Annotated in this window: 21 protein-coding genes; 9 read left to right on the top strand and 12 right to left on the bottom strand. The window is 63.0% G+C overall.

Annotation, left to right across the window (positions count from 1 at the left end; all coding sequences use genetic code 11):
* Positions 1-125 precede the first annotated feature (125 nt).
* The 7 genes from ACOKS3_RS01730 to pilM form a co-directional block, all read right to left on the bottom strand.
* Complete coding sequence (locus ACOKS3_RS01730; protein WP_103446061.1) at positions 126-1,745, bottom strand: AAA family ATPase; 1,620 nt, start codon at positions 1,743-1,745, stop codon at positions 126-128.
* 15 nt (positions 1,746-1,760) lie between these two features.
* Positions 1,761-2,858, bottom strand: coding sequence for a 3-dehydroquinate synthase (gene aroB, locus ACOKS3_RS01725; protein ID WP_103446062.1), 1,098 nt, complete (start codon positions 2,856-2,858; stop codon positions 1,761-1,763).
* 94 nt (positions 2,859-2,952) lie between these two features.
* Positions 2,953-3,471: a shikimate kinase AroK gene (gene aroK, locus ACOKS3_RS01720; protein WP_060509908.1), complete on the bottom strand. Its 519-nt coding sequence runs from the start codon at positions 3,469-3,471 to the stop codon at positions 2,953-2,955.
* Positions 3,472-3,475: 4 nt separating this feature from the next.
* The gene (locus tag ACOKS3_RS01715) at positions 3,476-4,744 is read right to left on the bottom strand and encodes a type IV pilus secretin PilQ (RefSeq protein WP_103446063.1); all 1,269 of its coding nucleotides are present in this window, start codon (positions 4,742-4,744) and stop codon (positions 3,476-3,478) included.
* Positions 4,668-5,684, bottom strand: a complete 1,017-nt coding sequence (locus tag ACOKS3_RS01710) for a pilus assembly protein PilP (RefSeq protein WP_103446064.1) — start codon at positions 5,682-5,684, stop codon at positions 4,668-4,670. Before ACOKS3_RS01710 ends, ACOKS3_RS01715 begins: the two co-directional genes overlap by 77 nt.
* Positions 5,681-6,217, bottom strand: coding sequence for a PilN domain-containing protein (locus tag ACOKS3_RS01705; protein ID WP_103446065.1), 537 nt, complete (start codon positions 6,215-6,217; stop codon positions 5,681-5,683). Before ACOKS3_RS01705 ends, ACOKS3_RS01710 begins: the two co-directional genes overlap by 4 nt.
* A complete protein-coding gene (gene pilM / locus ACOKS3_RS01700; protein WP_103446066.1) occupies positions 6,217-7,068 on the bottom strand; it encodes a type IV pilus biogenesis protein PilM in 852 nt (283 codons plus the stop codon). The genes ACOKS3_RS01705 and pilM overlap by 1 nt, the downstream gene beginning before the upstream one ends.
* A gap of 176 nt (positions 7,069-7,244) precedes the next feature.
* Here pilM and ACOKS3_RS01695 point away from each other — a divergent pair, with 176 nt between their 5' ends.
* A complete protein-coding gene (locus tag ACOKS3_RS01695) occupies positions 7,245-9,698 on the top strand; it encodes a penicillin-binding protein 1A (RefSeq protein WP_422763412.1) in 2,454 nt (817 codons plus the stop codon).
* A gap of 106 nt (positions 9,699-9,804) precedes the next feature.
* On the opposite strand, the gene ACOKS3_RS01690 is transcribed toward ACOKS3_RS01695, so the two are convergent.
* The 3 genes from ACOKS3_RS01690 to rpmE all read right to left on the bottom strand — a co-directional run bounded on the left by ACOKS3_RS01690 (position 9,805) and on the right by rpmE (position 12,292).
* Positions 9,805-11,073, bottom strand: coding sequence for a malic enzyme-like NAD(P)-binding protein (locus tag ACOKS3_RS01690; protein ID WP_103446068.1), 1,269 nt, complete (start codon positions 11,071-11,073; stop codon positions 9,805-9,807).
* A 179-nt stretch (positions 11,074-11,252) separates the two neighbouring features.
* Complete coding sequence (locus ACOKS3_RS01685) at positions 11,253-12,074, bottom strand: thermonuclease family protein (RefSeq protein WP_422763411.1); 822 nt, start codon at positions 12,072-12,074, stop codon at positions 11,253-11,255.
* 2 nt (positions 12,075-12,076) lie between these two features.
* Positions 12,077-12,292, bottom strand: a complete 216-nt coding sequence (rpmE, locus tag ACOKS3_RS01680) for a 50S ribosomal protein L31 (RefSeq protein WP_027920990.1) — start codon at positions 12,290-12,292, stop codon at positions 12,077-12,079.
* A gap of 167 nt (positions 12,293-12,459) precedes the next feature.
* Between rpmE and ACOKS3_RS01675 the strand changes: the two genes are divergently transcribed.
* From ACOKS3_RS01675 to ACOKS3_RS01665, 3 genes are all read left to right on the top strand, one after another.
* The gene (locus tag ACOKS3_RS01675) at positions 12,460-14,679 is read left to right on the top strand and encodes a primosomal protein N' (RefSeq protein WP_103446072.1); all 2,220 of its coding nucleotides are present in this window, start codon (positions 12,460-12,462) and stop codon (positions 14,677-14,679) included.
* Between the two features lie 108 nt (positions 14,680-14,787).
* Positions 14,788-16,524, top strand: a complete 1,737-nt coding sequence (gene argS, locus ACOKS3_RS01670) for an arginine--tRNA ligase (RefSeq protein ID WP_103446074.1) — start codon at positions 14,788-14,790, stop codon at positions 16,522-16,524.
* Between the two features lies 1 nt (position 16,525).
* Entirely contained in the window at positions 16,526-17,227 is a 702-nt protein-coding gene (locus ACOKS3_RS01665; RefSeq protein WP_103446075.1) for an SPOR domain-containing protein, read from the top strand.
* A gap of 56 nt (positions 17,228-17,283) precedes the next feature.
* On the opposite strand, the gene ACOKS3_RS01660 is transcribed toward ACOKS3_RS01665, so the two are convergent.
* Positions 17,284-17,703, bottom strand: coding sequence for an NINE protein (locus ACOKS3_RS01660; protein WP_103446076.1), 420 nt, complete (start codon positions 17,701-17,703; stop codon positions 17,284-17,286).
* Positions 17,704-17,871: 168 nt separating this feature from the next.
* Between ACOKS3_RS01660 and ACOKS3_RS01655 the strand changes: the two genes are divergently transcribed.
* Positions 17,872-18,501: a C40 family peptidase gene (locus ACOKS3_RS01655; protein WP_103446078.1), complete on the top strand. Its 630-nt coding sequence runs from the start codon at positions 17,872-17,874 to the stop codon at positions 18,499-18,501.
* 112 nt (positions 18,502-18,613) lie between these two features.
* On the opposite strand, the gene ACOKS3_RS01650 is transcribed toward ACOKS3_RS01655, so the two are convergent.
* Positions 18,614-19,612, bottom strand: coding sequence for a type IV pilus twitching motility protein PilT (locus tag ACOKS3_RS01650; RefSeq protein ID WP_103446081.1), 999 nt, complete (start codon positions 19,610-19,612; stop codon positions 18,614-18,616).
* A 66-nt stretch (positions 19,613-19,678) separates the two neighbouring features.
* Between ACOKS3_RS01650 and ACOKS3_RS01645 the strand changes: the two genes are divergently transcribed.
* The 4 genes from ACOKS3_RS01645 (at position 19,679) to metX (ending at position 23,051) form a co-directional block, all read left to right on the top strand.
* A complete protein-coding gene (locus ACOKS3_RS01645; protein WP_422763410.1) occupies positions 19,679-20,365 on the top strand; it encodes a YggS family pyridoxal phosphate-dependent enzyme in 687 nt (228 codons plus the stop codon).
* A 38-nt stretch (positions 20,366-20,403) separates the two neighbouring features.
* Positions 20,404-21,222 (top strand): pyrroline-5-carboxylate reductase, encoded by an 819-nt coding sequence (gene proC / locus ACOKS3_RS01640; protein WP_103446085.1) that lies wholly within the window; start codon positions 20,404-20,406, stop codon positions 21,220-21,222.
* 10 nt (positions 21,223-21,232) lie between these two features.
* Complete coding sequence (locus ACOKS3_RS01635; protein WP_027920981.1) at positions 21,233-21,823, top strand: YggT family protein; 591 nt, start codon at positions 21,233-21,235, stop codon at positions 21,821-21,823.
* Between the two features lie 88 nt (positions 21,824-21,911).
* Positions 21,912-23,051 carry a homoserine O-succinyltransferase MetX gene (gene metX, locus ACOKS3_RS01630; RefSeq protein WP_103446087.1) on the top strand — a complete coding sequence of 380 codons (1,140 nt, stop codon included), beginning with the start codon at positions 21,912-21,914 and terminating at the stop codon, positions 23,049-23,051.
* Positions 23,052-23,054 lie beyond the last annotated feature (3 nt).

The following is a 23,054-nucleotide window of genomic DNA, read 5'->3' as shown; positions in this document are numbered from 1 at the left end:
GCAACAGAGGCTTGTGGCCGGCAGTCTGGGACAGAAAAGCCTGCCGCGCTCAGGCGCAGCAGGCTATTCGAATGTCGTTAATCGCTCAGCAACTGGGCGGCGGGGGTGATGCCGCCCGGCAGGTATCAGCGGGCCGAGGCCAGCTCTTGTTGGACGCTGGCAACGGTACGTGGCCAAGGTTTACCAGCCTGGACCTTCGCTGGCAAGTTCTTGATTGCCGCAACGGCTGCGTCGCGGTTGGCGAAGTTGCCGTAAGTGACCACGTACAGGGGTTTGCCCTGCAGGTTTTTCTTGAAGTAGCGATAGTCGCCACCCTGCTCCTTGACGAAGGCCTGGGCCGACGCCTCGGAGCTGGTGCCGAGGATCTGCACCACATAGTTGCCTGGCTTCTGGCCCGCGTACCAGCCACCGCTGCCACTGGCGCTGGCGACCGGTTTTTCTACCGGTTTGGCGGCAGGCTTGGCGACAGCGACCTGAGTCGGTGCCGGCACCGGCTTGGCAGGCGCAACCGGCTTGACTGGCTGAGTAGCGACAGGCTTGGGCGCTGGCGCAACCGGCTGTGCCGGTGCGGTAGCCTGGGCCATGCTCGGCGCGGGGCCAGCAGGCACACCCTGTGGCGGCGCGATCGTGGTCACGGTCGGCGGATTGCCAGGTTGCAAGGCGGTGTTGCCGGCCGGGCCACCTTCTTCGCCATCACCCATACCGGCAGCTTGCGCCAGCGGCTCGCGCATGACTGGCTGGGACTGACCCACCAGCGGCAGCGGCATCGGCTGCGACTGGCCGGAGAATTCGATGGCCGGGTTGCCGTTGTTCGACTGGGCGCCACCTGGCTGGCCCTGGCCCAACGGCAACTGGGCCTGGGCCACAGGCGCCTCGGCAGCGGGCTTGTCGCCTTTCTTGGGCATCAGAACCGCAGCACCTACGGCGACCACGACGACAGCGGACAGCGCGAGTACGTGTTTCTTAGGCATTTTGAACCCCATGGATGGTCGCTTGACCGTGGTACGGCTGGCGATCATGGCTTCGATCAAAGTATCGCGGGCGACCTGGTTGATGTTGCCAGGCCATCCGTCGGAGTTTTCATGGATATCGACTAGCTGTTCACGGGTGAACACCTCGATGCCCCGGCCAGCGCCTTCCAGGCGTTGCTCCAGGTACTCGCGGGTTTCTTCCTCGCTGTAGGGGGCAAGTTCAATGACGTGGAAGCGCTCTTCCTCGACCTGGATCTCGTCCAACCCGGCAATCAGCGAAGGCTCGCCGAACAGGAACACGTGCGGGCGCCCTTCCGGCAGCCCGGCAGCCAGTTCCAGCAACGCTTGGAGTGCCGACTCGTCGAGTTGTTCCGCATCGTCCACCAGCAAGTAGACTTCCTGCCCGGTCAGTGCCAGTTGCACCACCTTGTTCAGGATCGCCTGCACTTCAGGCTGGGCCACTTCCAGCGTTTGCGCTACCTGGCCGAGCACACTGGCGGCGTCACTGGCGCCGCGGGCAGACACCACCACGCTGAGCACCGACTGCTTGTTGGTGCTCGCCACCAAGGCCTGGCGCAGCAGGGTCTTTCCGCTGCCTACGGGGCCGGTGACCACCAGCATCAGCTGGCTGTAGCGGGCCAGGTGATGCAGCTGGCCCAGCACCGGCTTGCGCTGGGCAGGGAAGAACTTGAAGCCGGGCACACGCGGTGCGAACGGATCGTGGCTCAACTGGTAATGTTCGAGGAACGCCTCATCGGCATGCAAACTGGTCATTACGCTGTCACAACCTCAAAGCTGGGCCACGATCGCGCGGTAATCCGCCGACAGCGTGGCCTGAAGAATCTCTTTCGGATAGTCGTCGGTGATCACGGCTTCGCCCAACTGGCGCAGCAGCACCAGCCGCAGGCGGCCATCGAGCACCTTCTTGTCGACCGCCATATGCTCCATGAAATGCGCCGGGGTCATTTCCTGTGGTGGCACCACCGGCAAACCTGCGTCCTGCAGCAGGCGGATACCGCGATCACGCTCGGCCTGGTCGATCCAGCCCAGGCGCATGGACATTTCCAGGGCCATCACCGTGCCTGCGGCCACGGCTTCACCGTGCAGCCACACGCCGTAGCCCATGTGTGTTTCGATGGCGTGGCCGAAGGTATGGCCCAGGTTCAGCGTGGCACGCACGCCGGACTCACGTTCGTCGGCGCCAACCACGGCAGCCTTGGCAGCGCATGAGCGGCTGATCGCTTCGGTCAGGGCTGCGGGCTCGAGGGCGCGCAGGGCCTGCATATTGTCTTCGAGCCAGCTCAGGAAGGGTTTGTCGCAGATCAGGCCGTACTTGATCACTTCGGCCAGGCCCGCCGACAGCTCGCGCTCGGGCAAGGTCTTGAGGCTGGTGGTATCGATCAGCACCGCGTTGGGCTGATAGAAGGCACCGACCATGTTCTTGCCCAATGGGTGATTGATGCCGGTCTTGCCGCCCACCGAGGAGTCGACCTGGGACAGCAGGGTGGTAGGCACCTGGATGAAGTCGACGCCGCGCTGGTAGCAGGCCGCGGCAAAGCCGGCCATGTCGCCGATCACGCCGCCGCCGAGGGCCACCACGGTGGTACGACGGTCATGCCGCGCTGTTAGCAGACCATCGAAGATCAGTTGCAGGGTTTCCCAGTTCTTGTGGGCTTCGCCGTCCGGCAGGATCACCGGCAGCACCGCATAGGCACCGAGGGTCTTGCTCAGGCGTTCGAGATACAGAGGCGCGACGGTTTCGTTGGAAACGATGGCAACCTGCCGCCCGCGAATATGCGGTGCCAACAGTTCGGCCTGGTCCAGCAGGCCTTCGCCAATGTAGATCGGGTAGCTACGCTCGCCGAGGTCGACCTTAAGTGTCTGCATGTATCCCCACAATGTACTTGGGCGCGGCGCCGGCTGTTCGACCCGCGCGGTAACGTTGAACCTCGCCTCGGCGCTGGCCGAGAATAGTCCCGGCTTAGCGGGGCGGCAACTGCTGCAGGCGCTCGAGAATATCGAGCACCACCATGCGCGGTGGCCGTTCGTCGGTTTCCACCACCAGGTCGGCGATTTCACGATAGAGCGGGTCGCGCGCCTCCAGCAAGGCACGCAGGGTCGCCTCCGGGTTGGCGGTGCGCAGCAACGGGCGGTTGCGATCGCGCGCCGTACGCCCGACCTGTTGCTCCACCGAGGCGTGCAGGTAGATCACCCGGCCGCCCTCGTGCAGCGCTTGGCGGTTTTCCGCGCGCATGACTGCGCCGCCACCGGTTGCCACGACCACGCCATCGAGCGCGCAGAGCTCGGCGATCATCGCCTGCTCACGGTCACGGAAGCCCGGTTCGCCTTCCTTATCGAAGATCCACGGGATGTTGGCGCCGGTTCGCAGCTCGATTTCCTTGTCGGAATCTTTGAACAGCAGGCGCAACTCTTTGGCCAACAGGCGCCCGATGGTGCTTTTGCCAGCACCCATGGGCCCTACAAGTATCAAATTTCGCACAGAATCAACGACTCACAGCAATCGCCTGGTCACTCATGATACGCGGAGTCAGGAAGACCAGCAGCTCGGATTTTTTCTCTTGTAATGCATCGCGTCGAAACAGCCGCCCAACATACGGTAGATCGCCGAAAAATGGCACCTTGTCGACCACATTGTTTTGCGTGGTCGAGTAGACTCCACCGATGACGATGGTTTCACCGTCCGCCACACGGACTTTGGCATTGACCTCGTTCTTGCGAATCGGCGGCACGTCGTTCAGGGCATTGACGAAGTCAGGCTCGTCCTTGGTCACCTTGACCGTCATGATCACCTTCCCGTCCGGAGTAATCTGTGGCGTGACCTCCAGCGACAGCGAGGCCTCGCGAAAGGCCACCGAGGTGGCGCCACTCTTGCTGGTTTCCTGATAAGGCACTTCGGTACCCTTGAGAATCCTGGCGGTTTCCTTGTCAGCCGTGACCACCTTGGGCTGGGAGATGATTTCGCCGTTGCCGCTCTTTTCCATGGCGCTAAGCTCCAGGTCAAGCAGCACACCGCCACGCAACAGGCCAACACCAATGCCGGCGCCGCCCCGCTCCATGCCCAGGTCGACAAACAGATCCTTGCCCAACTTCGGCGCTTCCCCATACAGCTGTCGCCCCCAGCGCACGCCCAGGCCTTTCTCATAGTCGACATTGGCTTCGACGATGCGCGCCTCGATCTCTACCTGCTGTACCGGCACATCAAGCTGAGCGACCAACTGCCGCAACTCGGCAAGGCGGTCAGCAGGCTGGTGCGCGACCAAAGTGTTGGTGCGAGCGTCGACACTCAGGCTGCCACGACCGGTCAGAATGCCGTCATCCGCCAGGGTTTCCAGCAGCAACTCTGCAAGGTCGGAAGCCTTGGCGTGATGGATCGGCAGCAACTCACGCCGCAAGGGTTGCAACTGCGCATCCAGCACCTGCCCGATACGGGTGCCGCGGGATTGCTCGGCCAACTCGACAGCTGGCGCCACCAGCAGCACATTCCCTTCCTCGCGCCGAGCCAGCCCTTTGCTACGAAGAACCAGCTCCAGCGCCTGATCCCAGGGGACCTCCTGCAACCGCAGGGTGACATTACCTTGCACAGTGTCACTGGCCACCAGGTTGATCCCGGCGTAGTCAGCCAGAACCTGCAGCACCGAGCGCACCTCGACATCCTGAAAGTTCAGCGAGATAGGCTCACCCCGATAGGGCGCCGCGATGCACCATTGACCGGGTATCACCGCCACCACCACCCACTTCAACAGCCATTTCATCACCTTCCGTGGCCTCCGTTGTCACGCTCTTCCTGAGCGTCAGCATTACCGTGCGTTCACGCCACACGCCCCCTACGAACAGTCGCTCACGTACATCCAACTGCCGTTCGCCGACTTCCACCACAACACCTCCATCACGCCCCAGCCGATCACCGGGGCGCACGCGATACAAGCGACCTGCTGCCAACAGCAACGCTTCACGCTGCTGTCCCCGCTGCAGGCTGCCGACCATCTGCAGCTGAGCCAGCGGGACACTGGCAAGCCCTGCCTGCGCAATGCGCTTCGCCCAGGCGGAAAACGGATCGAGAACCACCGGCAGCACCTCACCTCGAGCGGGTGAATCAGCCAGTGAAAACGGCTCGGGCACTGCCCCGTCAGCCTGATAGGCATGCACGCGAATGCCAAGGCGCAACAGACCAGGCCGGTCATCGGCAGGTGCCAACTGCAACCCCTCGGCGCGCAACAGACGATCTTGACCAAGCCAGTCGTCCAGCCACATCCGCAGCCCCGAATAGCGTCCAACTACCTGCACGTCCAACGGTGTCTGCAGGTAACCAGGCTGCTTAATTTCATCAAGTACATCGAGTCGCTCGAAGTGCAGGCCATGCGCATGCCCCGAGGCCGCCAGCTGGTCGAGCAAATCGCTCATGTCGGCCCCGCCGGCAAGACGCCAGCGAGCATCCTGCAAAAGTTGCCATTCATCATCGAGGGCCTTGCGCATTTGCGTCAGCGCCAGCACCTCGGCAGCCTTGGTTTCATGCGCCTCAAGCAGGCGAACTTGCCTGGCGAATTCTTCCTCCTGAAGCTGCAGCCATTGCGGCAAGCGAAACAGACAGCCGAGCCCAAACAGGATGAGGCCCGTGGCGAATGGCAGCGCGCAGCGAAAAAAACGCGAGCGCTCGACGAGGGCCAGCCATGCGCCTGGCTGCAGCAGATTCACGACCAGAACGCCGACAAGCGGGCCAACAACAGAAACTCGTCGCCACCCGGCTGACTCTTCAGGCTTTTCAGCTCCAGTTCACGCATCACGGCAGAGCGCTCCAGCTCACGCATCAGCTGCGCCACGACTGCCCCTGAAGCGGCCACACCGACCATGCTCACCCGTGAGTCGTGCAGTTCGAGCCTGAGCAGTTGAACGCCCTTCGGCAGCGCCCGCTCCAGATCCGCAAACACAGCGGTCACCAGCCCCTGCTCAACACGCAAATCAGCCAACGCCGCAGCCTGCGCACGCAGCGCATCATAGGATTGCCTAATACGATCATGCTCAGTCATCTGCACCTCGAGCACATCGATTGCGGCTTGCTGGCCATTGTTGGCATCAGCTTGCTGTCGAGCTCGCTGCCGAGCCAGTTGATCGATCAGCAGCACCGCAGACAACGCCACCACGGCTGCCCCCACCAACATCAGACGCAAACGGCGGAGCGCTGCCAGGCGCTGCCGCTCTCGCCACGGCATCAGATTCAGGCGCAACATCAGCGCACACTCCCCATTGCCAATGCAAAAGCCAAGGCCATGCTGCCCTCACTGCAATCCACGCCGGCCACAGGCGGCAATGGCCGGCACGGCAAGCCGAGACGCTCACTCAGTTGACTATGCAAGCCTCGCCCGATCGCAGGAGCGCCGACGACAAGCACTTCTTCCGGCCCCGCTCCTTCAGCGAATACATCACCGGGCAGATCAGGCAGCGCACCCGGGAGCAATTCCCGCCGTGAAGGCAGCGTTTCGCCAAGCCAACCATGCAGCGTCGAGCTGCCCGGCTCGATACGCAGCAGTGCTGCCGGGCCTTTGGCTTGCTTTGGCATCAGCCGGCGCAAGGCAATGCTGTCCACCTCCGCAACCTCCAGCTCCAGCCCGGCCGCTTCGAATGCTGCTTGCAAAGGCTGCAATGCACTCTGTCGACTGGCCGCGACCAGGACATCCAGGCTACCGGGTTGTATCAAAGAAGCGCCCAGCACCTGAAAGTCCAGCACCAGGTCTTCAAGGGGAAAGGGAAACAGCCGATCCGCTTCCGCCAGCAGCTGTGCCTCCATTTGGCTCGGAGCCTGACCGACTGGCAGCTGGCACAGCTTGCAGATCACTTGCGAGGCAGGCAGGGCCACGGCAGCCCGGCGCTGGCGACTGCCAGATTGCCGATAAGCGCTGCGCAGGGCCGCGACGATTCGATCTGGGTCCTGCCAGCCGCCGCCAGGCGCATACGGCTCGACCACCCAGACCAGCTGCTGGTAGCGCCCCCTGTGGCGCCGCAGCTGTGCAATACGTATGGAGTCGGAAGCAATTTCCACCCCCAACAGTGAACTGGCATCCTTGCCAAAACGTCCAAGCATAGCGACTTCCTTGTTACAACCATGAACCGCCGCGTTGCCGGGCCTGACCAGCCAGACGGTGCAGCGGGCCGCCTGGCCGGTCACCCGGCGAGACGAAAAATGCTTATAATGCCCAGCGTTTTTTCGTCCGCCGGCCCCGTGCGCAATTCACCCCTCAATCTGGACACCGAAAAGCCTTGATACGCCTGCTGAAGTTCTTCTGGTGGTCTTTTGTCGCAGTCATCTGCGCGCTCGTACTCGGTGTGAGCGGTGCGTTTCTGTATCTTAGTCCCAACCTGCCGTCGGTCGATTCGCTCAGAAGCGTTCAGTTGCAAATCCCCCTGAGGGTATACAGCAGCGACGGCAAACTGATCGCCGAATTCGGCGAAATGCGCCGCTCGCCGATCCGTTTCGCGGAAATTCCACCACAGTTCATTCAGGCGCTTCTGTCAGCCGAGGACGACAATTTCCTCAATCACTACGGGGTCGACCCGAGCAGCCTGATGCGCGCCGCGACCCAGCTGGTGAAAACCGGTCATATCCAGACTGGCGGCAGCACCATCACCATGCAGGTGGCGAAGAACTTCTTCCTCAGCAGCGAGCGCAGCTTCTCGCGCAAGACCAACGAGATTCTCCTGGCCTTGCAGATCGAACGTGAGCTGACCAAGGACGAGATCCTCGAGCTGTACGTCAACAAGATTTACCTGGGCAACCGTGCCTACGGTATCGATGCGGCCGCGCAGGTGTATTACGGCAAGTCGATCCGTGACGTGAGCCTGGCGCAGATGGCGATGATCGCTGGCCTGCCCAAGGCGCCGTCGCGCTTCAACCCGCTGGCCAACCCGGTACGCGCCAAAGAGCGTCGTGACTGGATTCTCGGTCGCATGTACAAGCTCGGCAAGATCGACGAGGCGAGCTATCAGGCCGCCCTGGCCGAGCCGCTGAATGCCAGCTACCACGTGCCGACCCCTGAAGTGAATGCGCCCTACGTTGCCGAAATGGCCCGCGCCGAAATGGTTGGCCGCTATGGCAGCGACGCCTACACCGAAGGTTTCCGTGTCACCACCACCGTGCCGAGCGACATGCAGGAAATGGCCAACAAGGCCATTCTCAACGGCCTTACCGAATACGACGAGCGTCACGGCTATCGCGGCCCGGAAGCGCGCTTCCCGGGCAAGACGCACGCCGCGTGGCTGCAGGAGCTGAGCAAGCAGCGCAATCTCGGTGCGCTGGAGCCGGCCATCGTCACTCAGGTCGAGAAAAACGGCCTCAAGGTGCTGACCCGTGACGGCAAGGAAGAAATCGTTGCCTGGGAAACCATGAAGTGGGCACGCCCGTTCATCAACACCAACTCTCAGGGCCGTGCGCCGCAGTCGCCTGCCGACGTTGCCCAGGTCGGTGACCTGGTCCGCCTGCAGCGCCTTGACGAAGGCAAGCTCAAGTTCAGCCAGGTACCCGGCGCGCAGAGCGCGCTGGTCACCCTCGACCCGTACAACGGCGCCATTCGCGCCCTGGTCGGCGGCTTCTCGTTCGAGCAGAGCAACTACAACCGTGCCATGCAGGCCAAGCGCCAGCCAGGCTCCAGCTTCAAGCCGTTCATCTATAGTGCGGCACTGGACAGCGGCTACACCGCCTCCAGCCTGGTCAACGATGCGCCTATCGTGTTCTTCGACCAGTACCAGAACAATGAGTGGCGACCCAAAAACGACACCAACACCTTCCTCGGCCCGATCCGACTGCGCGAAGCGCTGTACAAGTCGCGCAACCTGGTGTCGATCCGCCTGCTGCAGGCCATGGGCGTGGACCGTACCATCGACTACATCGCCAAGTTCGGTTTCAACAAGCAGGACCTGCCGCGCAACCTTTCGCTGGCGCTGGGCACTGCAACCCTGACGCCGATGGAGATCGCCACGGGCTGGAGCACCTTTGCCAACGGCGGCTACAAGATCAACCCGTACCTGATCGATCGCATCGAGAGCCGCAGCGGCGAGACCCTGTTCACCGCCAACCCGGCACGTGTGCCGCAAGGCGCCGAAGACCATGCCGGCCTCGCGGCACCAGAGCAGCCGATCAGCACCGCGGCCTTGCCTGGCGAGGCGCCGTCCGCTCTGGGCCAGATCGCCCCGCCACCGCAGACGCCCGCTATCGCCGAGCAGATCATCGATGGTCGCACCACCTATATTCTCACCAGCATGCTGCAGGATGTGATCAAGCGCGGTACTGGCCGCCGGGCATTGGCCCTGGGCCGTACTGACCTGGCCGGCAAGACAGGTACCACCAACGAATCCAAGGACGCCTGGTTCTCCGGCTACAACGCCGATTACGTGACCACCGTATGGGTCGGCTTCGACCAGCCGGAGACTCTCGGTCGCCGTGAGTACGGCGGCACTGCGGCGCTGCCGATCTGGATGAGCTTCATGGGTGCGGCACTGAAGGACAAGCCAAGCCATGCACCGGCGGAACCGGAAGGCATCCTCAGCCTGCGGGTCGACCCGGTCAGCGGCCGTGCCGCTTCGCCAAGCACGCCAGATGCCTACTTCGAGCTGTTCAAGGCCGAGGACTCACCACCGTCGGTAGATGAGCTGGGCAATGGCACTGCGCCAGGCAGCCCTCTGCCAGCGGACGAAGCAGCGCCGATGGATCTGTTCTGATCTGATCTGATCGAATGCTGGGGGCGCTTTGCGCCCCTTTCCGACCGGCAAACAAAAAGCCCCGACTCTTGCGAGCCGGGGCTTTTTTATGTCGCTACAGCTGCAATCAGCCGTTGAACACTTCATCCACGCTGTTCAGCGGGTAGTGTTTCGGATACGGCAGGGTAGCCACGCCGGATTCGATGGCAGCCTTGGCCACAGCGTCGGAAACGACGGTGATCAGGCGAGCGTCCAGTGGCTTCGGAATGATGTACTCGCGACCGAACTCCAGACCGTCAACACCGTAGGCCTCGCAGACTTCCTTCGGCACTGGCAGTTTGGCCAGGTCTTTCAGGGCGATGGCGGCGGCGATCTTCATTTCTTCGTTGATGCGCTTGGCGCGAACGTCCAGGGCACCACGGAAGATGAACGGGAAGCCCAGTACGTTGTTGACCTGGTTCGGGTAGTCGGAACGACCGGTAGCCATGATCACGTCGTTGCGAGTGGCGTGCGCCAGCTCTGGGGAGATTTCCGGGTCCGGGTTCGAGCAGGCGAACACGATCGGGTTGGCCGCCATCGACTTCAGGCCTTCCGGGCTTAGCAGGTTCGGGCCGGACAGGCCTACGAACACGTCAGCACCGTCCAGGGCATCAGCCAGGGTGCGCTTGTCGGTAGCGTGGGCGAACTGGGCCTTGTACTGATTCAGGTCGTCGCGGCCAGCGTGGATGACGCCACTGCGGTCGATCATGAAAATGTTTTCGACCTTGGCGCCCATGCTGACCAGCAACTTCATGCAGGAGATGGCGGCAGCGCCGGCACCCAGGCAGACGATCTTGGCGTCTTCCAGCTTCTTGCCGGCGATTTCCAGGGCGTTGATCATGCCGGCCGCGGTGACGATCGCGGTACCGTGCTGGTCATCGTGGAATACCGGAATGTCGCACTGCTCGATCAGGGTGCGTTCGATTTCGAAGCACTCTGGCGCCTTGATGTCTTCGAGGTTGATGCCACCGAAGGTGATCGAGATGCGCTTGACGGTGTCGATGAAAGCCTGCGGGCTTTCCGAATCGACTTCGATGTCGAACACGTCGATACCAGCGAAACGCTTGAACAGAACGCCCTTGCCTTCCATCACTGGCTTGGAGGCCAGTGGGCCGAGGTCACCCAGACCGAGGATGGCGGTGCCATCGGAAATAACCGCGACCAGGTTGCCCTTGCCGGTGTATTTGTAGGCCAGCTCAGGATCACGACCGATTTCGCGCACGGGTTCTGCAACGCCTGGGCTGTAGGCCAGGGCGAGATCACGGGCGGTGGCGGTGGGCTTGGAGAGCTCGACGCTCAGTTTCCCCGGACGAGGATGAGCGTGGTATTCGAGAGCGGCGGTTTTCAGGTCTGACATGGTGGGCATTCCGCTATTTACTGTTCTGACGGACCGCCGAGGATACGCAAAGAGCCGGGGAGCCACAAGACTGGTCAGTCACTTGTGTCAAGGCCTTTGGCCTACGACTTTAAGCTATCACGCACGGGGGCATTCGACTCACAGTGTGTACAATCTGATAGCGAACTGTCTACATCTTTTCAGCCTGAAGTACGCTCCAACATCCCGGGATCGGTCAGCGGCAACACCCAGCGTCGCTGCCCTGGCTTGAGCCCACCCTTGCGGGAACGATCCAGCACCCAGCCGCGTGCCTCGACCTGGCGTCCCTTGAGGTTAGCGAAGAAGCTGGCGGTGAAGGTGCGTTGCAGACGAGCGGGAATCTGCAACACCACGGCCTCATCCAGTTCGAGCCAGATACCGCCACGATTGCGCTCGATGCCACGTATGGTGCCAGCGACAATGGCGAACCCGGATTTACGGACATCCGCAGCCCTGCGCACTGGCGAGTTGCGCCACAGCCCGGCTCGCGCCTCGCGCGCCACCCGCTCGGCTGCTAGCTGGCAACCCGCCAGGCGCACATTGGGTGCCACCGCTACTCGATAGCCAAGCCCTTCGCTGAGCAGCCGTGCTTCAAGATTGTCGCCATTACGCCCATAGATGTTCGCCAGGGTGCGGCCGTACTTGTCCTTGCCCTCGACACCCAGCACCAGCCCGACGCGCCCGTCACTGGCCTTGACCAATGCCTGCAGGCGCTGCCTGGCAGCCTCGGCATAAGGTTCACTGGTACGCCCCTTGCGCCCGATCTCCGGGGCATTGATGCCGATCATGCGCACACTGCGACCGTCGGTCAGGCGCAGCGTGTCGCCATCCACCACTTGGCGGACTGCCACCTGCTGTGGCTTGTCGGGCACTGGGCAGAACGCCAGGGCCGGGAGTTGCCATATTGCGCCCACAAAAAAGGCGCCCACAAGGGGCGCCTTTTTCAGCAACAACGCGAAACCCGAAGGATTCGCCATGTGCATGATTACTTCTTGGTACCGAACATACCGAAGCGATCGGCGAACTTCTGTACGCGACCACCGGTGTCCAGGACTTTCTGCTTACCGGTGTAGAACGGGTGGCACAGGTTGCAAACGTCGATCGCCAGGGTGTTGCCCAGGGTCGAACGAGTTTCGAACTTGTTACCGCAGCTGCAGGTGACTGCAACTACTTCGTAGTTCGGGTGGATACCTTCTTTCATGGTCACTTCCTCGAGCTGCGTGCCGCCACCCAACACCTATTGTTGAATACCGCACGTAATTAGGCGGCGAATAATACCAGAGCACCACGCCAACGCAAGTTGTCGCTTGCACCGACCGTCGTCTGCTAGGCTCGCCAGTCTTTGAAACACCCTCTGAGACCTGCCGCGTGTCCGACGTCATCCTGCGCCTTGCCCTGCCCTCCCCATTGCGCCGCCTGTTCGACTACAAGGCGCCAGCAAGCATGGCACGCCAGGTGTTGACCCCAGGCATGCGCATCCGCGTCCCGTTCGGCCGCCGCGAAATGATCGGTGTGCTGGTGGAGGTGTGCGAGCAGAGCGAAGTGCCGGCCGACAAGCTCAAGCCCGCCAGTGCCTTGCTCGACCCTGTTTCGCCGATCCCGGCAGCGCTGTTCAAGCTGTGCTTATGGACTGCCCAGTACTACCAGCACAGCCTTGGCGACACCCTGAGCTGGGCGTTGCCCACGCTGCTGCGCCAGGGCGAACCTGCCGAAATGCGCCAGGAGCGCTTCTGGCACGTGGCACCCGGCGCACGCCTGGAAGACCCGCGCATCGCCCGCGCCCCGCGCCAGCGCGACGCTCTCAAGACCCTGGCCCAGCACCCGCACGGCGTGGCGCACAGCCTGCTGAGCAAGCTCAACCTGAACAAGGACAGCCTCGACCTGCTGCTGGCCAAGGAGCTGGTTCAGCTGGAAGTACGCCGCCACCTGCCGACGCACCGCCATGAACACTGGCTGGCACAGCCGGAACTGCCGCTCAATGAAGAACAGCGCGAGGCTTTCGACGCCGTGCGCGAGGGCTTTGACGGTTTCGGCGCCTTCCTGCTGGCCGGCGTCACCGGCAGCGGCAAGACCGAGGTTTACCTGCAACTGATTCGAGAAACCCTGGAGGCCGGCAAGCAAGCATTGGTGCTGATCCCCGAGATAAACCTCGGCCCGCAGACCCTGGCGCGCTTCGAGCAGCGCTTCAATGCCCGCATTGCCCTGCTGCATTCGGCCGTGAACGACCGCGAGCGCCTCGATGCCTGGCTGGCCGCCCGCGACGGCGAGGCCGATATCATCATCGGCACGCGTTCAGCGCTGTTCACGCCGATGAAAAACCCCGGCCTGATCATCATCGACGAAGAGCACGACGGCTCCTACAAACAGCAGGAAGGCCTGCGTTACCACGCCCGCGACCTCGCGCTGGTGCGCGCCCACCAGGAAAACATCCCGATCCTGCTCGGTTCCGCCACCCCCTCACTGGAAACCCTGCACAACGCACTCACCGGCCGCTATCGCCTGCTGCGCATGAACCAGCGCGCAGGTGGCGCCCGCCCACCGCGCATGCTGCGCCTGGATGTGAAGAGCCTGCCGCTGGACAGCGGTATCAGTGGCCCGCTGCAGCAGGCCATCCGTCAAACCCTGGAGGCCGGCCAGCAAGTCCTGGTGTTCCTCAACCGCCGTGGCTTTGCCCCGACCTTGCTGTGCCATGATTGCGGCTGGCTGTCCGAATGCCCCCGCTGCGATGCCCGCATGACCGTGCACCAGCGCTCTGGCGTGCTGCGTTGCCACCACTGTGGCTACGACGAGCGCCTGCCGCACCAGTGCCCGCAGTGCAACCACGTCGACCTGCGCCCCGTGGGCGCCGGTACCGAACGCGCCGAAGAACGCCTGAAAGTGATCTTCCCGGATTACCCGATCCTGCGCGTGGATCGCGACAGCACGGCGCGCAAGGACGCCATGCACACCTTGTTCACCACCATCCAGCGCGGCCAGCCAAGCATTCTGGTGGGCACCCAGATGCTGGCCAAAGGTCACCACTTCCCGCGGGTAACCCTGGTCGCCATTCTCGATGCCGACGGCGGGCTCTTCTCCGGCGACTTCCGCGCCAGCGAGCGCATGGCCCAGCTGATCGTCCAGGTGGCCGGCCGGGCCGGGCGTGCCGAAGAGCCCGGCAAGGTAATCATCCAGACGCATTTGGCCGATCACCCGCTGCTGGTGCAACTGACCGAACAAGGTTACTTCGCCTTTGCCGAACAAGCCCTGGACGAACGCCGCAATGCCGGGCTGCCACCGTTCTCTCACCTTGCCCTGCTGCGCGCCGAAGCACACAAGCCCGGCCAGGCTGAAAGCTTCCTCGACGAAGCCTGCGCCGCCGCCGAACGCCTGGTCGCCGAACAGCGCCTGCCCGGCATCGAACTGCTGGGGCCGGTGCCTGCGCCAATGGAGCGCCGCGCCGGACGTTTCAGGGCGCAACTATTGATTCAGGCCAATACCCGGGCCCCCTTGCATCGACTGATCAGCGCCTGGTTGCTAGTGTTGGAGCAACTGCCGAGCGGGCGCCAGGTACGCTGGTCGCTGGATGTCGACCCGGTCGACCTTTATTAAGCTTCTGCCCCAAAGGTTGGCAACCCGCCCCCAGCAACGGATAATGCCCAGTTTTTCCACCTGCGCATCCAGGCGCTCCACCGCGCTTGCGGTCGAAAAGAGATCCCCATGAAAGACACCATTCGCCAGCTGATCCAGCAAGCCCTCACCCAACTCGTCACCGACGGTGTGCTGCCTGAAGGGCTCTCGCCGGCGATCCAGGTGGAAAACGCCCGGGACAAGACCCACGGCGACTTCGCCAGCAACATCGCCATGATGCTGGCCAAGCCGGCCGGCATGAAGCCGCGCGACCTGGCCGAAAAACTGATCAACGCTCTGCCGGCGACCGCCGACATCAGCAAGGTCGAGATCGCTGGCCCAGGCTTCCTGAACTTCTTCCAGAACACCGACGCCCTGGCCAACCGCCTGGACGCCGCCCTGGCCGACGCCCACCTGGGCGCACGCAAAGCCGGCCCTGCGCAGAAGGTGGTGATCGACATGTCGGCACCGAACCTGGCCAAGGAGATGCACGTCGGCCACCTGCGTTCGACCATCATCGGTGACAGCGTCGCCCGTGTTCTGGAGTTCCTCGGCGACGACGTGATTCGCCAGAACCACGTGGGCGACTGGGGCACCCAGTTCGGCATGCTGCTGGCCTACCTGGAAGAAAACCCGATCACCAGCGACGAGCTGTCGGACCTGGAAAACTTCTACCGCGCCGCCAAGAAGCGCTTTGACGAGTCCGAAGCGTTCGCCACCCGCGCCCGCGGCCTTGTAGTCAAGCTGCAGGCCGGCGACCCAGACTGCATGGCCCTCTGGACGCGCTTCAAGGACATCTCGCTGTCGCACTGTCAGAAGACCTACGAGCTGCTCAACGTCAAACTGACCATGGCCGACGTGATGGGCGAAAGCGCCTACAACGACGACCTGGCCAACGTAGTGGCCGACCTCAAGGCCAAGGGCTTGCTGGTCGAAAGCCAGGGCGCACAATGCGTGTTCCTCGACGAATTCAAGAACAGCGACGGCGACCCGCTGCCAGTGATTGTGCAGAAGGCCGACGGCGGCTACCTGTACGCCACCACCGACCTGGCCGCCGTGCGCTACCGCAGCAACGTGCTCAAGGCCGACCGCGCCCTGTACTTCGTCGACCAGCGCCAGGCCCTGCACTTCAACCAGGTGTTCGAAGTGGCTCGCCGTGCCGGCTTCGTCGGCCACCCGATGCAGATGGAGCACATGGGCTTCGGCACCATGAACGGCGCCGACGGCCGCCCTTTCAAGACCCGCGACGGCGGCACCGTGAAGCTGATCGATCTGCTCACCGAGGCCAAGGAGCGCGCCTACGCGCTGGTCAAGGAAAAGAACCCGAGCCTGGCCGAAGACGAACTGCGCCACATCGCTGAAGTGGTGGGTATTGGTGCGGTGAAATACGCCGACCTGTCCAAGCACCGCACCAGCGACTACAGCTTCAACTTCGAACTGATGCTCAACTTCGAAGGCAACACCGCGCCTTATCTGCTGTATGCCTACACCCGCGTAGCCGGTGTGTTCCGCAAGCTGGGCAAGGGCTTCGACGAAGTCGACGGCAGCATCGTGCTGCAGGCCGCTCACGAACAGGACCTGGCCGCACGCCTGGCCCAGTTTGGCGAGATCCTCAACAGCGTCGCCGACAAGGGTACCCCGCACGTACTGTGCAGCTACCTGTATGACCTCGCCGGCCTGTTCTCGAGCTTCTACGAGAACTGCCCCATCCTCGCCGCCGAAACGCCGGAACAGCAGCAGAGCCGCCTGCGCCTGGCTGCCCTGACCGGCCGCACCCTCAAGCAAGGTCTGGAGCTGCTCGGCCTGGAAACCCTGGAGCGCATGTAAGTTGGCTGCCAAGAAAAAACCAGCGCCCAAACGCGGCGCCAGCCGTCAGACGGCCCCAGCCAAGCAGCCGATTCCCGGCTGGGTATGGCTGGCGGTCGGCCTGACGGTCGGCGCGTTCATCGTTTTCCTGATGAAGCTCGAACCCGGAGGCGGTGACATCAAGCGCACCAAACCCGAGCAGCAGAAGCCGGAGAAGGTGGCCGAGGCCAGCAAGTCGACCACCCCAGCAACACCTCAGCCGCCGGTGAAGCCGAAGTACGACTTCTACACCCTGCTGCCGGAATCCGAGGTGATCGTGCCGCCTGAGGCCGTGCCGGAGAAGACCCCGCCAGTACCTGCACAGCCGGTGACCCCGGTAACGCCAGCTGAAGCAGCGAAAATCGACACCGCTCGCGCCCAGGCCGCTCTGCTGGGGCAGACACCGCCCCCCGCGCCACCGGTGATCAAGCCAGCGGCGACCACGCAATACTTCCTGCAGGCCGGTTCGTTCCGCAAGCAGGCCGACGCCGACAAGGTTCGCGCGCAGATCATCCTGCTCGGCCAGGCAGTCAAGGTCGAGTCGGGTACCGTCAAGGAAGAAACCTGGTACCGCGTGCTGGTCGGGCCGTTCAGCAACCGTGAACAGCTGACCGTGGCGCAGAAACAGCTGGCGGGGGCCGGGTTCAGCAACTTGCTGCTGCAGCAGCGACAGACCCGCCAGTAACGAAAAAGGCCTTGCCGCACAGCGCGACAAGGCCTTTTTTGTGGGCGCCTCCCGCCCTATCGGCTGCGGGAGTTGGCTTCGGAAATCTGGCTGTTCAAGGTCCAGAAGTCATACAGCACACCAACCAGGAACAGGCCGCCGGTGAAGAAGTAGATGATCGCCGAGATCCACTTGCCCTGGTACAGGCGATGCACACCAAAGATGCCCAGGAAGGTCAGCAGGATCCAGGCGATGTTGTAGTCGATACGGCCGGACTGGAAACGCATGTCAGCCTCACGGTCCATCGACGGAATCAGGAACAGGTCGATCAGCCAGCCGATGCCGAGCAGGCCCAGGGTGAAGAACCAGATGGTGCCGGTGATCGGCTTGCCGTAGTAGAAACGGTGCGAGCCGGTAAAGCCGAATATCCACAGCAGGTAGCCGATGACCTTGCTGTGTGTGTCGTGATACGGCGCCCCTTGCTGATAACTGTTCATTCATAGCCCTCGTGGGTTATCCGAAAATTTTCTAAAGAAAAATGTGACTTTTTCATCGCAGCCCGACGTACGGCAGCATGACAATCGACCAACGGGCCTGAAATGGAGCAAAAAGCTGTTATAAAGTTGCGCGCCAACACACACATAACACTCATAAGAGCTTCATCTATGCCGCCTTTATTCAAGACATGGCTGACCCTCTGCCTATTATTGCCCCTGGCCGCCCACGCCACCAATCGTGAGCAACGTCTTCCCAATGGTTTCACCGGTTACACCAGCAATGCCTCGGTGAAACACGCGCCCGTCAAGCAGACCACGCTGCAGGCACGCTCGAACCATACTGGCAAGGGCCACAACCTGCCTGGCGTTGCGGCGATGTCGCCGAAGCAGAGCAGCGATGTGCTCAGCCGTGCGGTCAACGTGCTCGGTACCCCTTATGTTTGGGGCGGCAGCAACCCGAAAAAAGGGTTCGACTGCAGCGGGCTGGTCAAGTATGCGTTCAACGACGTGGCAGACGTCGACTTGCCGCGTACGTCCAATGCCATGGCCCAAGGCCACGGCGTGAAAGTGGCCAAGAGCGACCTCAAGCCAGGCGACCTGATCTTCTTCAATATCAAGAGCCGTCGGGTCAATCACGTTGCCATCTACCTGGGTAACGACCGCTTCATCCATGCCCCGCGTACCGGCAAGCGGGTGAGTATCGACAGCCTGAGCAAGCCTTACTGGCAGCAGCATTATGTGGTTGCCAAGCGGGTGCTGCCGAAAGAGCAGCAACAGCTGAGCCTGGCCAAGCGCTGATTCGATCGGCATTTTCCTGCACCGGCCCTTTCGCGGGGCAAGCCCGCTCCTACAGACCTGCGCAATATACCTGTAGGAGCGGGCTTGCCCCGCGAAGAGGCCTGCACAGGCACTACAAATCGCTGATCAACCCTTTCTCCCGCAGCGCTCGCATCGCCCCTTCCATCGTCCGCATTCCCTCCGCCGCCCCGGCCTGCATCACCGAACATAACTGCGCCATCCGCCCCTCGCGCACCATATTGCGTACCGCAGGCGTTGCCACTAACACTTCCCTCGCAGCCACCCGGCCGCCGCCCACACGCTTGACCAGCACCTGCGCCACCACCAGGCGCAACGACTCCGCCAGCATCGCCCGCACCAGCGGTTTCTCCTCTGCCGCAAATACCTCAACCAGCCGGTCAATGCTGCTGGCCGCCGACCGTGTATGCACCGTGGCCAGCACCAGATGCCCGGTCTCCGCGGCACGTAACGCCAGACGGATGGTTTGCAGATCGCGCAACTCGCCGATCATGATCACATCCGGGTCCTGGCGCAGGGCGCTGCGCAGCCCTTGGGCGAAGTCACGACAATGTCGGCCAATCTCACGCTGGTTGACCAGGCTGCGTTGGCTGCTGTGGATAACTTCAACCGGGTCTTCGAGGGTGATGACATGCAGCGCCCGCTCACGATTGAGCCGGTCGATCAGTGCCGCCAGGGTGCTCGACTTGCCGCTACCGGTCGGGCCGCCCACCAGCACCAGTCCATCCGTATGCTGCGCAACGGCTTGAAACACTTCTTCGAGGTCGAGCTCATCGACACTGGCAATACGTTTTGGAATCAGGCGAAGCGTGGCTGCCAGGCCGTTCAGTTGCCGAAACAGATTGAGACGAAAACGCCCCAGCGATGCCAGTTCCAGTGCCAGATCCAGCTCATCGCCCTGTATCCATTGCCGACACTGGCTTTCGTCGAGCAGCGGCGCCATTGCGTCGCTCAATGCGGCTGGCGTCACGCTCGGCAGCGCCATGCGCCGCAGCTCGCCGTCCACCCGTAGCATCGGTATCTCGCCCGCTGCCAGGTGCAGGTCGCTCGCCCCTGCATCCATGGCCCGGGCCAACAGGTCGGTCACGTCCATGAGACTCCCCAATAGCCATCAAGCAGGTAGAATGCCGAAGACCTCCAGAGCCGACGGCATTGATCCATGTCCACCATAGCAGACAACCTCTCCGCCCTCGCCGCCCGCATCCACAGCGCCGCCCAGGCTGCCGGACGCGACCCGGCCAGCGTCCAGCTGCTGGCGGTTAGCAAGACCAAACCGGCTAGCGCCATTCGCGAAATCCACGCCGCTGGCGTGCTTGATGTCGGTGAAAACTACCTGCAGGAAGCCCTGGCCAAGCAAGAAGAACTGCGCGACCTGCCCTTGATCTGGCACTTCATCGGCCCCATTCAGTCGAACAAGACCAAAGCCATTGCCGAACATTTCGACTGGGTGCACTCCGTGGACCGCCTGAAGATTGCCCAACGCCTGTCCGAACAGCGCCCTGCGGGCTTGGCGCCGCTGAACATCTGCCTGCAGGTGAACGTCAGCGGCGAAGACAGCAAGTCCGGTTGTGCCCCGGCCGACCTGCCAGCGCTGGCCAAGGCCGTGGCGGCAATGCCCAACCTGCGCCTGCGCGGGCTGATGGCGATCCCCGAGCCGACCGAAGACCGCGCCGCCCAGGAGGCCGCTTTCGCCCGCCTGCGCCAGCTTCAGGAAAGCCTGGGCCTTGGCCTGGACACCCTGTCGATGGGCATGAGCCACGATCTGGAAGCGGCCATCGCTCAAGGCGCGACCTGGGTACGTATCGGCACCGCCCTGTTCGGCGCTCGCCATTACGGCCCCGTCTGATTCCATGCTTTACTCACTCTTTCCCTCAAGGACCTGACATGAGCAAGACACGTATTGCCTTTATCGGCGCCGGCAACATGGCCGCCAGCCTGATCGGCGGCCTGCGTGACCAAGGCCTGGACGCGGCGCAGATCCGTGCCAGCGACCCCGGCGCCGAGACCCGCAACCGCATCCAGGCCGAACACGGCATCGAGGCTTTCGAAGACAACGCCCAGGCCATTGCCGGTGCCGATGTGATCGTGCTGGCGGTGAAGCCGCAGGTCATGAAGGCCGTGTGCGAGGCACTGAAGCCGAACCTCGAAGCTGGCCAACTGATCGTCTCGATCGCCGCCGGCATCACCTGCGCCAGCCTGCAGACCTGGCTCGGCGCCCGCCCGGTGGTACGCTGCATGCCCAACACGCCAGCACTGCTGCGCCAGGGCGTCAGCGGCCTGTACGCCACCACTGAAGTGTCCGACGAGCAACGCCAGCAGGCCAAGGAGCTGCTGTCGGCAGTCGGCACGGCCTTGTGGCTGGAGCACGAGCAACAACTGGACGCCGTAACCGCGGTCTCAGGCAGTGGCCCGGCCTACTTCTTCCTGCTGATTGAAGCGATGACCGCTGCTGGCGAAAAACTGGGCCTGACACGCGAAACCGCCTCGCAACTGACCCTGCAAACCGCCCTGGGCGCCGCACGCATGGCCGTGGCCAGCGATGTCGACGCCGCTGAGCTGCGCCGCCGTGTCACCTCGCCAGCCGGCACCACCGAGGCTGCGATCAAGTCGTTCCAGGGCAATGGCTTCGAAGCCATCGTCGAGCAGGCGCTGGCAGCGGCGTCGAAGCGTTCCGCCGAGCTGGCCGAACAACTGGGCAAATAAGGAGCTGTTGATGAATGCACTGTCCGGCGCCGCGATCTTCGTGGTGCAAACTTTGGTCAGCCTGTACCTGGTGATCGTCCTGCTGCGCTTCGTGCTGCAGCTGGTCAAGGCCAACTTCTACAACCCGCTGAGCCAGTTCGCCGTGCGCGCGACCCAGCCACTGCTCAAACCGATCCGCCGGGTGATCCCCAGCATCGGTGGCCTGGACACCTCGTCGCTGCTGCTGGCGATCGTCATCCAGGCCCTGCTGATGGGCTTCGTGCTGATGGTCACCTACGGCACCTTCGGCGACGTCCTCCACTTGCTGATGTGGGCCATCATCGGCATCACCTCGCTGTTCCTGAAGATTTTCTGGGTGGCGATGATCGTCATGGTGATCGTTTCCTGGGTCGCACCGAACAGCCACAACCCGGCTGCCGAGCTGGCCTGGCAGATCAGCGAGCCGGTGCTGGCACCGTTCCGCCGCATCGTGCCCAACCTGGGCGGCATGGACATCTCGCCGATCTTCGCCTTCCTGGCGATCCAGGTGATCCAGTCGTTCGTCATGCCGCCGCTGGCCGCCTATGCCGGCATGCCACAGGAACTGTGGCGGATGATCTGACCCCATGCGCACCTGGCGGCAAGCCTTTGCTTGCCGCTGGGGGTAGCGCTCTTTAGACTTACGCCTCCGTCAAGCGTGAGCAGGGTCGATGTCCACTGTCCTTCCCGAAGATTCCGTCGGTCTGGTTACACCGCAAATTGCCCGGTTCGATCAACCGCTGGCCCTGGCCTGCGGCCGTTCGCTGAACAGCTACGAGCTGGTCTACGAGACCTATGGCACCCTGAACGCCAGCGCAAGCAATGCCGTGCTGATCTGCCATGCCCTGTCCGGCCATCACCATGCCGCTGGCTACCATGCCGCCACCGACCGCAAGCCGGGCTGGTGGGACAGTTGCATCGGCCCCGGCAAACCGATCGATACCAACCGCTTCTTCGTGGTCAGCCTGAACAACCTTGGCGGCTGCAATGGCAGCACTGGCCCGAGCAGCATCAACCCGGCCACCGGCAAGCCCTATGGCGCCGAGTTCCCGGTACTGACCGTGGAAGACTGGGTGCACAGCCAGGCGCGCCTGGCAGACCGCCTGGGCATCCAGCAGTGGGCGGCCATCGTCGGTGGCAGCCTGGGCGGCATGCAGGCCCTGCAGTGGACCATGACCTACCCCGATCGCGTGCGCCACTGCGTGGATATCGCCTCGGCACCCAAGCTGTCGGCGCAGAACATCGCCTTCAACGAAGTGGCGCGACAGGCCATCCTCACCGACCCAGAGTTCCACGGCGGCTCGTTCCAGGACCAGGGCGTGATCCCCAAGCGCGGCCTGATGCTGGCGCGCATGGTCGGCCACATCACTTACCTGTCCGACGACTCGATGGGTGAAAAATTCGGCCGCGAGCTGAAGAGCGACAAGCTCAACTACGACTTCCACAGCGTCGAATTCCAGGTCGAAAGCTACCTGCGCTACCAGGGCGAGGAGTTCTCCGGCCGTTTCGACGCCAACACCTACCTGCTGATGACCAAGGCCCTGGACTACTTCGACCCGGCCGCAGCCAATGGCGGCGACTTGGCTGCGACCCTGGCCCACGTCAAAGCGGATTACTGCATCATGTCGTTCACCACCGACTGGCGCTTCTCGCCGGCCCGCTCGCGGGAGATCGTCAACGCCCTGATGGCGGCCCGCAAGAACGTCTGTTATCTGGAGATCGACTCGCCTTACGGCCACGATGCCTTCCTGATCCCCACGCCTCGCTACATGCAGGGTTTCGCGAACTACATGAACCGCATCGCCATCTGAGGA

The sequence above is a fragment of the Pseudomonas sp. HS6-2 genome (genome assembly GCF_049325675.2).
Classification (GTDB): Bacteria; Pseudomonadota; Gammaproteobacteria; order Pseudomonadales; family Pseudomonadaceae; genus Aquipseudomonas; species Aquipseudomonas putida_N.
The sequence above is the reverse complement of the archived record's forward strand: the minus strand, read 5'-3'. Positions and strand labels throughout refer to the sequence as shown.

Excerpts from the sequence above, each read along its gene's own strand:
- ACOKS3_RS01730 (WP_103446061.1), bottom strand. The coding sequence starts at position 1,745 with ATGACCAGTTTGCATGCCGATGAGGCGTTCCTCGAACATTACCAGTTG.
- aroB (WP_103446062.1), bottom strand. The coding sequence starts at position 2,858 with ATGCAGACACTTAAGGTCGACCTCGGCGAGCGTAGCTACCCGATCTAC.
- ACOKS3_RS01715 (WP_103446063.1), bottom strand. The coding sequence starts at position 4,744 with ATGAAATGGCTGTTGAAGTGGGTGGTGGTGGCGGTGATACCCGGTCAA.
- ACOKS3_RS01705 (WP_103446065.1), bottom strand. The coding sequence starts at position 6,217 with ATGTTGCGCCTGAATCTGATGCCGTGGCGAGAGCGGCAGCGCCTGGCA.
- pilM (WP_103446066.1), bottom strand. The coding sequence starts at position 7,068 with ATGCTTGGACGTTTTGGCAAGGATGCCAGTTCACTGTTGGGGGTGGAA.
- ACOKS3_RS01690 (WP_103446068.1), bottom strand. The coding sequence starts at position 11,073 with ATGTCAGACCTGAAAACCGCCGCTCTCGAATACCACGCTCATCCTCGT.
- ACOKS3_RS01685 (WP_422763411.1), bottom strand. The coding sequence starts at position 12,074 with ATGCACATGGCGAATCCTTCGGGTTTCGCGTTGTTGCTGAAAAAGGCG.
- rpmE (WP_027920990.1), bottom strand. The coding sequence starts at position 12,292 with ATGAAAGAAGGTATCCACCCGAACTACGAAGTAGTTGCAGTCACCTGC.
- argS (WP_103446074.1), top strand. The coding sequence starts at position 14,788 with ATGAAAGACACCATTCGCCAGCTGATCCAGCAAGCCCTCACCCAACTC.
- ACOKS3_RS01660 (WP_103446076.1), bottom strand. The coding sequence starts at position 17,703 with ATGAACAGTTATCAGCAAGGGGCGCCGTATCACGACACACACAGCAAG.
- ACOKS3_RS01655 (WP_103446078.1), top strand. The coding sequence starts at position 17,872 with ATGCCGCCTTTATTCAAGACATGGCTGACCCTCTGCCTATTATTGCCC.
- ACOKS3_RS01650 (WP_103446081.1), bottom strand. The coding sequence starts at position 19,612 with ATGGACGTGACCGACCTGTTGGCCCGGGCCATGGATGCAGGGGCGAGC.
- ACOKS3_RS01645 (WP_422763410.1), top strand. The coding sequence starts at position 19,679 with ATGTCCACCATAGCAGACAACCTCTCCGCCCTCGCCGCCCGCATCCAC.
- proC (WP_103446085.1), top strand. The coding sequence starts at position 20,404 with ATGAGCAAGACACGTATTGCCTTTATCGGCGCCGGCAACATGGCCGCC.
- ACOKS3_RS01635 (WP_027920981.1), top strand. The coding sequence starts at position 21,233 with ATGAATGCACTGTCCGGCGCCGCGATCTTCGTGGTGCAAACTTTGGTC.
- metX (WP_103446087.1), top strand. The coding sequence starts at position 21,912 with ATGTCCACTGTCCTTCCCGAAGATTCCGTCGGTCTGGTTACACCGCAA.